8 protein-coding genes, 1 tRNA gene and 1 other RNA gene are annotated in these 13,168 nt (G+C 65.6%); 4 read left to right on the top strand and 6 right to left on the bottom strand.

Annotated features, from left to right (window positions below):
* Positions 1–12: 12 nt before the first annotated feature.
* The 3 genes from QRN51_RS03545 to QRN51_RS03555 form a co-directional block, all read right to left on the bottom strand.
* Entirely contained in the window at positions 13–2,991 is a 2,979-nt protein-coding gene (locus tag QRN51_RS03545) for a DNA polymerase III subunit gamma and tau (protein WP_284988647.1), read from the bottom strand.
* A gap of 33 nt (positions 2,992–3,024) precedes the next feature.
* An RNA gene (gene ffs, locus QRN51_RS03550) (signal recognition particle sRNA small type) lies at positions 3,025–3,121 on the bottom strand.
* Positions 3,122–3,239: 118 nt separating this feature from the next.
* A complete protein-coding gene (locus QRN51_RS03555; protein ID WP_284988648.1) occupies positions 3,240–3,563 on the bottom strand; it encodes a YqfO family protein in 324 nt (107 codons plus the stop codon).
* A 310-nt stretch (positions 3,564–3,873) separates the two neighbouring features.
* Between QRN51_RS03555 and QRN51_RS03560 the strand changes: the two genes are divergently transcribed.
* Positions 3,874–3,958 (top strand) — tRNA-Ser (locus QRN51_RS03560).
* 111 nt (positions 3,959–4,069) lie between these two features.
* On the opposite strand, the gene QRN51_RS03565 is transcribed toward QRN51_RS03560, so the two are convergent.
* Entirely contained in the window at positions 4,070–4,969 is a 900-nt protein-coding gene (locus tag QRN51_RS03565) for a LysR substrate-binding domain-containing protein (protein WP_284988649.1), read from the bottom strand.
* Positions 4,970–5,094: 125 nt separating this feature from the next.
* Between QRN51_RS03565 and QRN51_RS03570 the strand changes: the two genes are divergently transcribed.
* Positions 5,095–8,574 (top strand): bifunctional proline dehydrogenase/L-glutamate gamma-semialdehyde dehydrogenase, encoded by a 3,480-nt coding sequence (locus QRN51_RS03570; RefSeq protein WP_284988650.1) that lies wholly within the window; start codon positions 5,095–5,097, stop codon positions 8,572–8,574.
* A gap of 58 nt (positions 8,575–8,632) precedes the next feature.
* Here QRN51_RS03570 and QRN51_RS03575 read toward each other — a convergent pair whose 3' ends face one another.
* On the bottom strand, positions 8,633–9,544 hold the full coding sequence (locus QRN51_RS03575; protein WP_284988806.1) for an oxygenase MpaB family protein: 912 nt from the start codon (positions 9,542–9,544) through the stop codon (positions 8,633–8,635).
* A 126-nt stretch (positions 9,545–9,670) separates the two neighbouring features.
* A complete protein-coding gene (locus QRN51_RS03580) occupies positions 9,671–11,053 on the bottom strand; it encodes an MFS transporter (RefSeq protein ID WP_284988651.1) in 1,383 nt (460 codons plus the stop codon).
* Between the two features lie 179 nt (positions 11,054–11,232).
* Here QRN51_RS03580 and QRN51_RS03585 point away from each other — a divergent pair, with 179 nt between their 5' ends.
* Both QRN51_RS03585 and QRN51_RS03590 read left to right on the top strand, forming a co-directional pair.
* Entirely contained in the window at positions 11,233–11,613 is a 381-nt protein-coding gene (locus tag QRN51_RS03585) for a MarR family winged helix-turn-helix transcriptional regulator (RefSeq protein ID WP_059388526.1), read from the top strand.
* 131 nt (positions 11,614–11,744) lie between these two features.
* Complete coding sequence (locus tag QRN51_RS03590) at positions 11,745–13,157, top strand: M23 family metallopeptidase (protein ID WP_284988652.1); 1,413 nt, start codon at positions 11,745–11,747, stop codon at positions 13,155–13,157.
* The last annotated feature ends 11 nt before the right edge of the window (positions 13,158–13,168 follow it).

Here is a 13,168-nt window from a genome sequence, read left to right on the forward strand (position 1 = left end):
GGCGTCAGTTTGTTAGCGGCGCATGCTGTCCAGCGACCGTTCTTCCAGTAGCTTCCCGCCCAGAATACGCTCGACCGCGGCCCGTCCAAAGACTCCCGATTCCTCGATGGTTTCATCGTCGGCACTCGGGATGTCTTCCACCACGGTGCCGGGAGCGACGGCGGCCCGTGCAGGTGCTTTCTCGCGGCCGGCCATCGCTTCGGGGCTGTTCGAAAGCCGTTGGTAAAGGCTCTGCTTCCCGCTTCCCGAAGGCGCCGACCCTGTTGCAGGGGCCGCTTGGGCAGCGGCAGGGGCAGGGGCTTGTGCGAGTGTTACGGCCGAACGCGCGGGTTCGGCGGCCGGCTCGGTGGCCAGTCCCGGCACTGACGCCTGCGGCTGGTTTGGAACCTGCGCGGCGGCAGGTTCATAGACGGGACTCGGCGTGGCCGGCGAGGGCGAAGTGGCCGGGCTACCAGGGTTGGCGGAGGTGCCCGAAGCCGCCGAACCAACGTTGGACTCGGTGCCGACCACCCACGAACCCGGCGCGTGCTCTACAGCCCTGGACCATGGATCTTCCGGGGTCTTCGATTTTTTCCCCGAAGGTGCTTTCTCCGGAGATGCTTGGGTGGAGCGCTTGTTCGTGGGGGCTGGGGAATCAGTGCGTGGCGTAGCGGCCGCGGCGCGTGGGCCCGCCGTGGGCATGGCGGAGAAGCCCGGGGACGCCGACGGCTCCCAATCCATGGGCGGTTCTTCGTCCAGCGGGGGAGCGTCCTCGTCCCCAGGGGGGCCCCAATCATCGTCCGAATAGGAGTAGTCCGCGGCCGGGTCTGCCGGTGCCGTTGCGGTCGAGGCAGCTTCTGCGGCGGACGATGCCCCAGTGGCTGCTGGGGCCGGATCCGGAGCCGCGGAAACGGCCTGGCTCGGAGCGGACCCGGATGCCGGTGCTGCCTCGGGCTTGTCTGCTTCCGGTATGGCAGGGCTTTGGGCCGCAGGGGCAAGTCCCCACGCGCTGTCCACGGCGGACGATACAGCCGGGGAGCCGCCACCCCCTACAGGGGGCGCCGGGTCAGCCGGTGCTTTTGGGTTTGGTTCAGAGCTACCTGAGCTGTTGCCTCCGACGACCGAAGTGATCTGGCAGTCGATGCCGATCGTCTTGTGGATGGCCTGGCGAAGGTTCTCGGCATGGTCTGCGCGGCTGAAGGCGCTCGCAAGGCCGTCAGTGCTGAATGCAAGAGTGAGAAGTTGACCGTCGAACTGTGCCACCTGCGCGTTTGCTCCGACCAACGCCCAGCTGCTGCGCTTGATCTTGGTCAGCGTCTGGAGGATTTCGGGCCAAGCCCGCCGGATGACCTCTACATCAGCACCACCGGCAGCGGGGCGAGGCGCCTGAGCGGGCGCTGGCTGCGGGGCGGGCGCCTCCGCGGGCGCCGGCGGTTGTACGGGGGTTGACGCCGGAGCCTGGGCCGGCGAGGGCGTTTGAGCTGGAGCCTGTGCAGCTGGCTCGGGAGCGGGGCGGCCGGCCTGCTGCCTGGATTCATCCACGGGCCAGTCAGTAGTGGAGACCCGCGGCGGCGTCAGCTGCTCCCTGGACGGTTCCTCGGAGGCAGGCGAACGGCCGGGGGCCGGAGCCTCGGCGAACGTGGCTGACAAGGGCGCGGCCAGCCCGGACGCGGCTGCCCCGGGCGTTGGTGAGTGGAGCGCTGGTGAGGCGGGAGCGGGACTGGCGTCCGCCGTCGGGCGTTCCACTGGTTGTTCCGCTGGGCGCGCAGTTGGCACGGCGGAAGTGGAAGGAGCCGCAACAGCTTCCGGCGGCGTCTGGGCTTCCGCGAGGGGAAGTGCCCCGCCGTAGTTGAGACGGCGTTCGACGCGGTCGATCCGGGCCGCGATCCCGCGTTCGGTCTGCTCGGAACTGGGCAGTAGGATCCGGGCGCAGAGCAGTTCGAGGTGCAGACGCGGCGAAGTGGCGCCGGTCATCTCAGTGAGCGCGGTATTGGTCACATCGGCGGCACGGGATAGCTCGGCCGCACCGAGGTTGTTTGCCTGGCTGCGCATCCGGGCTATCTGGTCCGCAGGCATGCCGCGGAGGATGGCTTGGGCGCTTTCCGGCATGGCTTGGACGATGATGAGGTCGCGGAACCGCTCCAGCAAGTCTTCGACGAAGCGGCGGGGATCATGCCCCGTTTGGATGACACGGTCCACGGCACGGAAAACCGTGGCGGAGTCTGACGCGGCGATCGCCTCGACGACGTCGTCCAGCAGTGAAGCGTGGGTGTATCCAAGCAATGCGACGGCGAGTTCGTAGTTCAGGCCGTTGGGTCCGGCGCCGGCCATGAGTTGGTCCAGTACGGAGAGCGAGTCGCGCACCGAACCGCCGCCAGCCCGGATCACGAGGGAAAGCACGCCGGGAGCCACCGGCACGTTTTCCTGTTGGCAGAGAAGCTCGAGGTACTGCATCAACGGCTCGGGCGGCACCAGCCGGAAGGGGTAGTGGTGCGTACGGGAGCGGATGGTGCCGATGACCTTGTCCGGCTCCGTGGTGGCGAAGATGAATTTGATGTGTTCCGGCGGCTCTTCGACGATCTTCAGCAGCGCATTGAAGCCGGCCGAGGTGACCATGTGGGCTTCGTCAATGATGAAGATCTTGTAGCGGTCCCGGACCGGGGCGAAGGTGGCGCGTTCGCGGAGATCCCGGGCATCGTCCACGCCACCGTGGCTGGCAGCGTCGATCTCGATGACGTCGAGGGAGCCGGAGCCCCCGCGGGCCAGCTCAATGCAGCTGTTGCATTTGCCGCAAGGAGTGTCCGTGGGGCCTTCGGCGCAATTGAGGCAGCGGGCGAGGATGCGGGCGGACGTGGTTTTTCCGCAGCCGCGGGGGCCGGAGAAGAGGTAGGCGTGGTTGACCCGGTTTTTGCGCAGGGCCGTCATGAGCGGCTCGGTGACGTGTTCCTGCCCGATAACGTCCGCGAAAGAATCGGGGCGATATCTGCGGTAAAGCGCAGTAGTAACAGTCACAGGGGAAACCTACCTATAGGGACTGACATTTAAATAAGAGACCCCTCATGCACCCGCCAGAGCCCATCTACCCTTGCTACCTTCCGGTCCTGGGGGAGTTCAACAGGATGACGCCACATGAGGGGCCGTCGACAAGCTTACCCGAAGTTTTCGAGCCCTCCGAATTTGCGGACATGTGCCTTGTGGGAGCCAAAAAATGGACATGTCCCCTGGGCGCTCGGGGGATCCACTGGACATGTCCCGCGGGGTTAGCGCCAACCGTTCACGGGCCACGTCATGAACGCGGGCTCCTCATAAGGGTGGGCTGAGCGCAGGGCCTGCACTACGGCGTCGAGCAAGTCCGTCTCAACCACGCACTCGACCCGGATTTCCGGCACCGTTTCGCCTTGCCCCACGGCGCCGATGAACGGTTGTGCCCCTGGCATGGGGGTGAAGCGTCCAGTGCCCGGAGTGGTGAAGGAGCAATGCGAATAGTCGCCGATTCTGCCCGCCCCGGCATCACCGATCGCGGCCAGCAAGCTCTCGCTATGGGATACCGGGACGTAGACAACGAGGGCGTGCAGGTGGCTCATTCCACCATCCTCCCAGCGGCCGCTCAAAAACAGGTCAAAGGATGGTTTCCAATCTCCATTGCCAAACCGCTGAACGCAGCGGACTATGGGTATGTACACCGATTGGGGCAATCTCAAGATTGTGAGCCGCAGGGCCTGGTTTCAGGGGCTGGACCCAGCAGCTCAACGGAGTGCCGGAGGAATGGACGCATTGGGGGCGTCCATTTTTACGTTTAAGCGCACGGAGGGCCCGCTCGACACCATGAATGTCCCGATTGGGCGATGCCGAAATTCTCGGGTACAGTGGAGTCTGCTTTTGATTCAGAAGCATGGAGAATTCGCCTAGCGGCCTATGGCGCACGCCTGGAACGCGTGTTGGGTTAACGCCCTCGGGGGTTCAAATCCCCCATTCTCCGCGTTTGGCCCCGGTCCTTGGACCGGGGCCTTTTTGCGTTTTGGCTCTCTTCGAATTGTCCCTGCATGCGGAATGATCGTGCAGAATCCGACCGCACCAGCCAGCCGAACCCCTACATCCGTTCCGCAGCCACCCGTTCCAGCACTTCCCGGCATGCCAGGATTGCGGGGTGGATCCGGCCGGCGGTGCGCGTCGACGTGAAGACTGTCCGCTTCGGGAGCCCGGGGAGGTCCAGCAGTTGGACCGGAGTGGTCCGGCCCGTCCAGACGAGGTCCGGCATGAGGGCCACGGCATTGCCGGACTCGATGAGCCGGATTTGCGCTTGGAGGTCGGCGGTTTCGTACCGGACGTCGGGCTCGAAGCCAGCGGAGCGGCATGCTTGTTCTGCCCAGTGCCGGGACGCCGCACCATGCGGTTCCATGACCCATGGCAGGGGAGCCGTATCCGCGAGCGAGGAAATCGACTCGCCACCGAGGCCAATCGGGGGAGTGGCCAGCCTGATGGCGTCGCTGGTCAGGGTTGCGCGGTCCAGGCCGGGGTGGTGTGGTGCTGCGTGCCCTGGGTATTGCTCGGCCACCACGATGTCGAAGTCTCGGGCCCAGGTTTCATAGAGCGCAGTCTCGGGTTCGCGCTGGATCATTTCCACTCGCACTTCGGGATACTCGCCCTTCATGATGGTGAGGAAGTCCGGCATGAGGGCCAGGGCGGCGGTTTGGAACACGGCGAGCCGCACTGTTCCCGTCACTGTGGACAGAGACGCCGCGAGATCCGTCTCTGCCCGCTCGAGGGTGGCCAGCAAAGCGGCCGCATGTTCCACGAGGATCTCGGCCTGCGGCGTCAGCTGCACCCGTCGGCCGGATTTTCTCAGCAGTTTCACGCCCGCTTCCTTCTCCAACAAGGTCAACTGCTGGGACACCGAGGACGGGCTGTACTTCATGGCGTCGGCCACTTCTGCGAGCGTTCCGCGGATCTTCAATTCGTGCAGCAAGCGCAGCCTGCGGACATCCAGCATTCGGCTCTCCAGAAGGGTCGAGAAATCTAATGAATATTCTTCAGAAAAGATCGCTTTTCCTAATCTGATTGTAGATCCATACTGATGGAAACAAAGCACTCTCCGCACCAAAAGGAACGAAGCGCATGAGCACACCAACCCGGGATTCGAGCATCGACGCCAGGACACAATCCACCCCGGAATCCGGGCACCTCCAGGAGTTGGCCCACGAAGCCATCCAACTGGTTCGACATTGGCTCACCGAAGCCTCGAAGGTACCCGTTGACGTTTCCGCGCAGCGCCTCGCCGGCGTCCTGAAGGATCCGAACGGCCTGGACTTCACGGTGGGATTCGTCGACGGCGTCATCCGCCCTGAGGATCTGTCCGTCGCCGGCCGCAACCTGGCCAAGCTTGCCCCGAAGGTCCCGGCCTTCCTGCCTTGGTACATGCGCGCTGCTGTGCGCACCGGCGGCCTCATGGCTCCGGTCCTGCCGCAGGTGGTCATCCCGATCGCACGCAAAGTCCTCCGCGACATGGTGGGCCACCTGATCGTGGACGCCACCGATGCCAAGCTTGGCCCGGCCATCGCCAAGATCAAGCAGAACGGCGTCCACCTGAACGTGAACCTGCTGGGCGAGGCCGTCCTGGGCGAACGCGAAGCCAGCCGCAGGCTCGAGGGGACCCTCAAGCTCCTGGCCCGTGACGACGTCGACTACGTCTCCATCAAGGAGTCCTCCACGGTGGCCCCGCACTCGCTGTGGGCCTTCGACGAAGCAGTGGACCACGTGGTGGAGAAGCTCACCCCGCTCTACGAGCTGGCCGCATCGTTCCCCAAGCCCAAGTTCATCAACCTGGACATGGAGGAATACAAGGACCTCAGCCTGACCATGGCCGTGTTCACCCGGATCCTGGACAAGCCCGAGTTCAAGAACCTTGAGGCCGGCATCGTGCTGCAGGCCTACCTCCCGGACGCGCTGTCGGCCATGCAGGAACTGCAGGAATGGGCTGCGGCCCGCCGGGCAAACGGCGGCGCTCCCATCAAGGTGCGCGTCGTCAAGGGCGCCAACCTGCCTATGGAACAGGTCCAGGCGTCCGTCCAGGGCTGGCCGCTCGCTACGTGGGGCACCAAGCAGGATTCGGACACCAACTACAAGCGCGTCCTGAACTACGCGCTCACCCCAGGACACATCGATGCGGTCCGCATCGGCGTCGCCGGCCACAACCTCTTCGACATCGCGTTTGCGTGGCTGCTCGCGAAGGAGCGCGGCGTTACGGCGGGCATTGAGTTCGAGATGCTCCTCGGTATGGCCACGGGCCAAGCCACGGCCGTCCGCAAGGACGTCGGCAGCCTCCTGTTGTACACGCCGGTGGTGCACCCGGGCGAGTTCGACGTTGCGATCGCCTACCTGATCCGCCGCCTCGAAGAAGGCGCCAGCCAGGACAACTTCATGTCCGCTGTGTTCGAACTCAGCGAAAACAAATCGCTGTTCGAGCGTGAGAAGCAGCGCTTCCTCGCCTCCCTCGCAGAATTGGACGACGCCGTTCCGGCCCCCAACCGCACGCAGGACCGCAACAAGCCCGCGGCCGCCATGCCAAGCCAGGGCTTCGCCAACACTCCGGACACCGATCCTGCCCTGCCCGCCAACCGGGCCTGGGGCCGTGCCATCCTCGACCGCATCCCGGGCTCCACTGCCGGAAACGCGATCGTTGAAGCCAGCAAGGTCAGCGACCCGCAGGAACTGGAACGCATCATTGCCACCGCAGTGGAACACGGCAAAACTTGGGGCGCCATGCCTGCCGCCGAGCGCGCAGCTATCCTGCACCGCGCAGGCGACATCCTGGAATCCCGCCGCGCCGAACTTCTCGAGGTCATGGCCTCCGAGACCGGCAAGACGATCGAACAGGGCGACCCCGAAGTCAGCGAAGCGATCGACTTCGCGCACTACTACGCCGAGCGCGCCAAGGACCTGGAAACGGTCGACGGCGCCAGGTTCGTCCCAGCGAAGCTCACCGTTGTGACCCCGCCGTGGAACTTCCCGGTGGCGATTCCCGCGGGCTCCACACTGGCGGCACTCGCGGCGGGATCCGCCGTCGTGATCAAACCCGCAAAGCAGGCCCGCCGCTCCGGTTCCGTCATGGTGGACGCCCTGTGGGAGGCCGGCGTGCCGCGCGAAGTGCTGGCGCTCGTGCAGCTCGAAGAACGCGAGCTGGGCACCCAGCTGGTCTCGCACCCCAGCGTTGACCGTGTGATTCTCACCGGCGGCTACGAGACCGCTGAGCTCTTCCGGTCCTTCCGGCAGGACCTCCCGCTGCTCGCGGAAACCTCGGGCAAGAACGCCATCATCGTCACCCCGCACGCCGACCTCGATCTTGCCGCCAAGGACGTTGTGTACTCCGCTTTCGGGCACGCAGGGCAGAAGTGCTCCGCCGCTTCACTGGTGATCCTGGTGGGTTCCGTAGCCACGTCCGAGCGCTTCCACAACCAACTCGTGGATGCCGCCCGCTCGCTCAAGGTGGGCTACCCGGAAGAGGCCACCACCCAGATGGGCCCGATCATCGAGCCGGCCAACGGCAAGCTCCTCAACGCGCTGACCACCCTCGGCGAGGGCGAGACCTGGGCCGTGAAGCCCGAGAAGCTGGACGAGACCGGCCGTCTGTGGTCCCCGGGCATCCGGTTCGGCGTGAAGCGCGGCTCCTACTTCCACCTGACCGAGTTCTTCGGCCCGGTCCTCGGCGTCATGACGGCGTCCACCTTGGAAGAAGCCATCGCAATCCAGAACGAGATCGAATACGGCCTCACCGCCGGGCTGCACTCGCTCGATTCCGGTGAAATGGGCGTCTGGCTGGAGACCATCCAGGCCGGCAACCTCTACGTGAACCGCGGCATCACGGGCGCAATCGTCCAGCGGCAGCCGTTCGGCGGCTGGAAGAAGTCGGCCGTGGGCGCCGGCACCAAGGCCGGCGGACCCAACTACCTGGTGGGGCTGGGTAGCTGGCTCCCTACGGAGCCCCGCGCCAAGCGCGGTGCCACGCTCAAGGGTGCGGCCGCTTCGATCCTGGCCGCCGCCAAGGCCGCAGGCTCGCTTGTCGAAGCCAGCGAGGCTGAGGCCCTGCAGAAGGCGCTCTTCAGCGACGCCGAGGCATGGGCCACGGAATTCGGCACCCGCAAGGACGTCTCCGGCCTGAGCGCCGAGCGCAACGTCTTCCGGTACCGGGCCATCCCCGTGACCATCCGCTTGTCCGAGGGCGGGAAGCTCGTGGACTTGCTTCGCGTCGTGGCAGCCGGTGCAGTGGCGGGTTCGGCGCTCACGGTGTCCTCCGCTGTCGAACTTCCCGAAGCTGTCATCGCAGCGTTCGCGGGGCTCGGCGTGGGCACCCGCATCCAGAACGACGCCGAATGGCTGGTTTCCGCGGCAGGCATCAACGGCGGCCGTATCCGCCTGATCGGCGGGGACAGCAGCGCGCTGAGCGCAGCGACCGGCGGCCGTCCCGACGTCGCGATCTACCACGGCACGGTGACCCCGGCCGGCCGCATCGAGATGCTGCCGTTCCTGCACGAGCAGGCCATCAGCATCACGGCGCACCGCTTCGGCACTCCGAACCACTTGTCGGACGCGCTGATCTAGCGATTCGTCAAGGAAGCCCGGCGGAACGGCCACACCGTTCCGCCGGGCTCCTCTGCGTCTAAGCCTCGTACCCCAGGCGCCGCAATCGTTTCCGGGCGGCCTGCTCGCTGGGGCCGCTGCGGCCCAACGTCAGGCGCACGACAGCGAGCACCACCCGCGCGGCGAGAATCGACGGTAGCGGAATGGGGCCGATACGGGCTTTTTCCAGCCCCAGCAATTCCCGATATCGGGGCTCCAGGCTGGCGACGGCCGCGGCGAACAGAATCCGGTAACCGGGTTGCAGCGACGCTTTCAACGGGGGGTACCTGATGAATTCGATGGTTTCCCTGAGCCGCTCGTCCGCGCGGAGATGTCCGGAGGCGTACCACTGGTCCATTTCCGCCGTCACTTCCGCGAGACTCAAGGGAGGGTCCTCGACTCCCATGAGGCGGCCGGCCTGGGCCCATTCGCGGATGTAGGCGTCGGCGCCGCCGGGGACCGCCCCGCCCCAGATCCGGTGCGCCGCAACGAAGGAATCCGCGTACGCAACGTGGACCCAGCGGAGAAGCTCGGGATCGTTTGCTGAGTACTCGCGGGTTTGGCCCTGGGCGTCAACGTAGTTGCCCTTGACGGAATCGTGCACCCGCCGCACGAAGTGGGTTGCCGTGTGGGCTGCGTCCATGGAGCCGTAGCTCACCGTGAAGATCCAACGGATGGTATTTGCCAGGCGGCCGAGGGGATCCCTTTTGAAGCCTGAATGGTCGTACACCCCCGCCAAAGCGCCGGGATGCAGGGATTGCATGAGCAGCACCCGGATTCCCGCGATGATCGTGGACATGGAACCGTGGACGGCCCAGACGGCCGATCCGGGAAGGTGGTACCCGGGGTCGTTTCCCTCGGCAAGCCGCAGCACCCAGTCAGGCGTGGACTGCGGGTGACCCGTAAAAGTCATCCGCAGTTCCGCTTGCCACTTCTTCAGGAAGTTGACCATGGTCCATTGTTGCGCTTCATTCTGCTGGCGCAAGGTGCCGTCTTGTTTATGCAGCGGTACCGGGCTAACGCAGAAGTGCCGGCCCGCCTTGGAATGAGCGGGCCGGCACTTTTCACGCGAGTCCGCTTAGGCTGCGGGCTGCTCGGCAAGTGCCCGACGGCGGCGCGCCGGGGACGCTGCCACGAGCAGGGCCGCAATCGCCACCGCAGCGCTCAGGACCAGGCCGGGCCGGTACTGATCGAGCATGGCCGCCGCGCTGACGGTGCCGTTTGTGCCTGCGCCGGTGTCATGCCCGCTGACGAGGGCGGTCGTCACGGCGAGGACGAGTGCCGCGCCAACCTGCGTGCTGGTCTGGATGAGTCCGGCGGCCAGTCCCTGCTCCGAATCCCGGATTCCAGCGGTGGCTTGGACATTGATGGACGGGAAGGCCAAAGCGAAACCGATGCCCAGCAGGATGACCGAGGGCAGGATGTCCAGGACGTAGTTGGGCGACGTTCCGACGCGGAGGAACAAGACGTAGCCCAGTCCCATTGCGGTCAGGCCGGTGAGGATGAGCTTCGGGGCGCCGAATTTCTCAATGAACCTGTCCGCGAAGGGTGCACTCGTTGCCACCAGGAGCCCTGTGGGAAGCAAGGCAAGCGCCATGCCCAGGGGAGACCAGCCGAGCACCGACTGCAGGTACATGGTGAGGATGAACTGGAAGCTCAGGTAGGAGCCGAACAGTCCAACGGCACTCAGGTTGGCGCGGGCCACCCAGCCTTCACGCAGGATGCCGAAGCGGATGAGCGGGTGCTTGACGCGGTTTTCGATGACGGCGAAGGTTGCCAGCACGGCAGCAGAGATGGCGAATCCGGCGATTGTTGCCACAGATCCCCAGCCCTTCTCCGGCGCTGAAACCAAGGTGTACACGAGGCCAAGCATGCCGAGTGCGAGGGTCACCGCGCCCCAGACGTCGTGGCCGCTTTCTTCCGTGGACGGCTTATCCCGGGGAATGAACAACATGCCGAGAAGCACGACGGCGACGGCGATCGGTACCGATACAAGGAAGGTCCAGCGCCAGCTCAAACTGGTCATGAGCCCGCCAACCACCAGCCCGAGCGAAAAGCCGCTCGCGCCGAAAGTGGTGAAGATGGACAGCGCCTTGTTGCGCTCGCGGCCTTCGGCGAAGTTGGTAGTGATGATGGAGAACCCGGTGGGGGCAGTGAATGCCGCGGCCAGGCCCTTGACGAAGCGCGTTGCGATCAAGAGGGTGGGATCGTTCACGAGGCCGCCGAGGAGCGAAGCCGCAGCGAACACGGTCAAGGCGATCAGGAAGATCCGACGCCGGCCCAGCAGGTCGGCGAGCCGCCCGCCCAGGAGCAACAGGCTCCCGTACCCCAGGACGTAGGCGGAAACGATCCACTGCAGGGAATCGGTTCCGAGGTGGAGTTCGTGGCCGATGGAGGGAAGGGCTACGCCCACCATGGAAACGTCCAGGCCGTCGAGGGCCAGAACGGTGCACACCACCATCAGCAGCAGCCACTGGGCCCGGGTCCAGCGGACGGCTGTGGAGCTGCTCGGCAGATCTAGTGAGGGTGCTTGGTGAAGTCATGCAGATCAATCTATATGACGCGTCATTCAATGACAAGGAATATGACTAGGAATCTTATGACGTGGACTTTATTTGGGGTTTCGACTAGAATCGGGCCATGGCAACAACGCAGGATCGCCAGCTGGTTGAGCAATGGCGCAGCATCCAGAACTCGTACTTCCGCACCGCGGCCGCGATCGACCGCGCCCTCGAAGCCAAGTTCGACATCGGCCTGAACGAGTTCGAAATCCTCGATCTTGTTGCCGAAAGCGTTGACTCTGCCTGCCGAATGAAGGCGCTGGGCGAGCGGACTCCCATGACCCAGAGCGCTGTCTCCAAGGTTGTTGACCGCTTGGAGAAAGCCGGACTCGTGTCCCGCGTGACCTGCGCGGATGACCGCCGCTCGCTGTACCTCGAGCTGACCGACGCCGGGCGCACGCTGCATTCGGATGCCGCCGTCGAGCACCGCGCCCTGCTTAAAGAGAACCTCGGCGAGTAGCCCGCCACGGTCCGGCGAGTGTTTCGCGGACCGGCCAAGTATGAAGTCGAGTGTTCCCATTCGATTTCGCAACGGCCACAATGGGACAAGCGCGCCCGTACTGGGGATGAGCGCCCGTCTCAGGAGCCGCTGTGGGAAAGCATCATGAGTCTGGCCAGGTCGTCGACCTGGTGCTCACAAGAAAATTCGGCCGGGTCCTTTCGGCGTGCTTCCTCGCTGTCGTGGTAATCCTCGCTTTCGGTTTCCAGGGCCCGGGTTTGGGCGGAGCGGCAAGCGATGGATCCTTGGCCACTGGCCAAGTCGAACCCGGAATGCTGCCCACCGATGGTGCCACCTCGAGCGCCGAGGAGACCGTGCCCCCAAGCCCGCCGTCGGCCCCGGTCCAGGCAGGTGACAAAGCCACGGTGTCTTTTGAACGCTCCCCGGTCCAAACCCTCGATAAGAACGGCGTTGGCACTCTCAATGTCTCGTCGAGCTCCCTCGACCGGCCGCCTGCCGGGAAACTCTACGCGCCGCTCGAAATGCTGCTTCCGAGCTCTCCCTTCGGGTTGAGGATCGATCCGTTCACCGGATTGCCGGGCGAGTTCCACTGGGGCCAGGATTTCGCCGCGGCTTGCGGCACGCTGGTCTACGCAGCCGACTCCGGCGTGGTCCGGGCCGTGGGTTGGCACCCCTGGGGCGGCGGCAATCGCGTGGAAATCGATCACGGCAACGGCCTTGTCGCCACGTATAACCACCTGCAGGGCATTGCAGTGACCAAGGGGCAATCGGTCCGTGTAGGCGAAGTCATTGCCAGGGTGGGAACCACGGGTTCCTCGACCGGTTGCCACTTGCACTTCGAGACGATCCTCAACGGTGTCTATACCAACCCGATGAACTGGACGTTCCTGCCCACCAAGCAGGTGGATCCCCTCGGCGACATCCCGATGGTCAGCTACCAGCCAGGTTCCGCCACCGCGACCTCGGCCGGGTCTGTCTGGTCCATCCCCGGGGCTGTGCCGACCGACCCGGGAGCCGTACCCTCAAGGGAAGCGGTGACCGGCGGGGTGCAGGAAGCGAAGGTTGTGCCGACCGCGACACCGACGGCGTCACCCAGCGGCAGCCCGACGGGGTCACCGACCGGGACGCCGGCTACGAGCCCGACGCCGAGTCCGACAGCGTCACCCACCGGGACGCCGACTCCGAGCCCGACGCCGAGCCCGACCGGGACGCCGATTGGCACCCCGACCGGGACGCCAACACCGACTCCGAGCGGCACTCCCACGCCAAGCAAGACACCGAGCGGCACACCGAGCCCTACCTTGACGCAGGCTCCTACCGGGACGCAACCGCCCACGGCGACGCAGGGGCCGGCAACGGTAGTCCCGCCTACCGTGACCGTACCGCCGCCGGTGGCGCCGACGTCGAGCCTTCCCGTTCCGGTGCCGAGCGTGACCCAGTCCGTGCCCACGCCGCCGGCACCCACCCAGCCCACGCCGTCGGCGCCCAGTAGCCCCACGCCGTCGGTCACGGCAACTACCAAAACGGCGTCCCCCAAGCCGTAAGTCGTCGCATT

The organism is Arthrobacter sp. efr-133-TYG-120, from assembly GCF_030209785.1.
Taxonomy (GTDB): Bacteria; Actinomycetota; Actinomycetes; order Actinomycetales; family Micrococcaceae; genus Arthrobacter.

What these genes read in the sequence shown, in the direction of transcription:
- QRN51_RS03555 (WP_284988648.1), bottom strand. Translation starts at nt 3,563, where the DNA reads ATGAGCCACCTGCACGCCCTCGTTGTCTACGTCCCGGTATCCCATAGC.
- QRN51_RS03565 (WP_284988649.1), bottom strand. Translation starts at nt 4,969, where the DNA reads ATGCTGGATGTCCGCAGGCTGCGCTTGCTGCACGAATTGAAGATCCGC.
- QRN51_RS03570 (WP_284988650.1), top strand. Translation starts at nt 5,095, where the DNA reads ATGAGCACACCAACCCGGGATTCGAGCATCGACGCCAGGACACAATCC.
- QRN51_RS03575 (WP_284988806.1), bottom strand. Translation starts at nt 9,544, where the DNA reads ATGGTCAACTTCCTGAAGAAGTGGCAAGCGGAACTGCGGATGACTTTT.
- QRN51_RS03580 (WP_284988651.1), bottom strand. Translation starts at nt 11,053, where the DNA reads ATGGTGGTGTGCACCGTTCTGGCCCTCGACGGCCTGGACGTTTCCATG.
- QRN51_RS03585 (WP_059388526.1), top strand. Translation starts at nt 11,233, where the DNA reads ATGGCAACAACGCAGGATCGCCAGCTGGTTGAGCAATGGCGCAGCATC.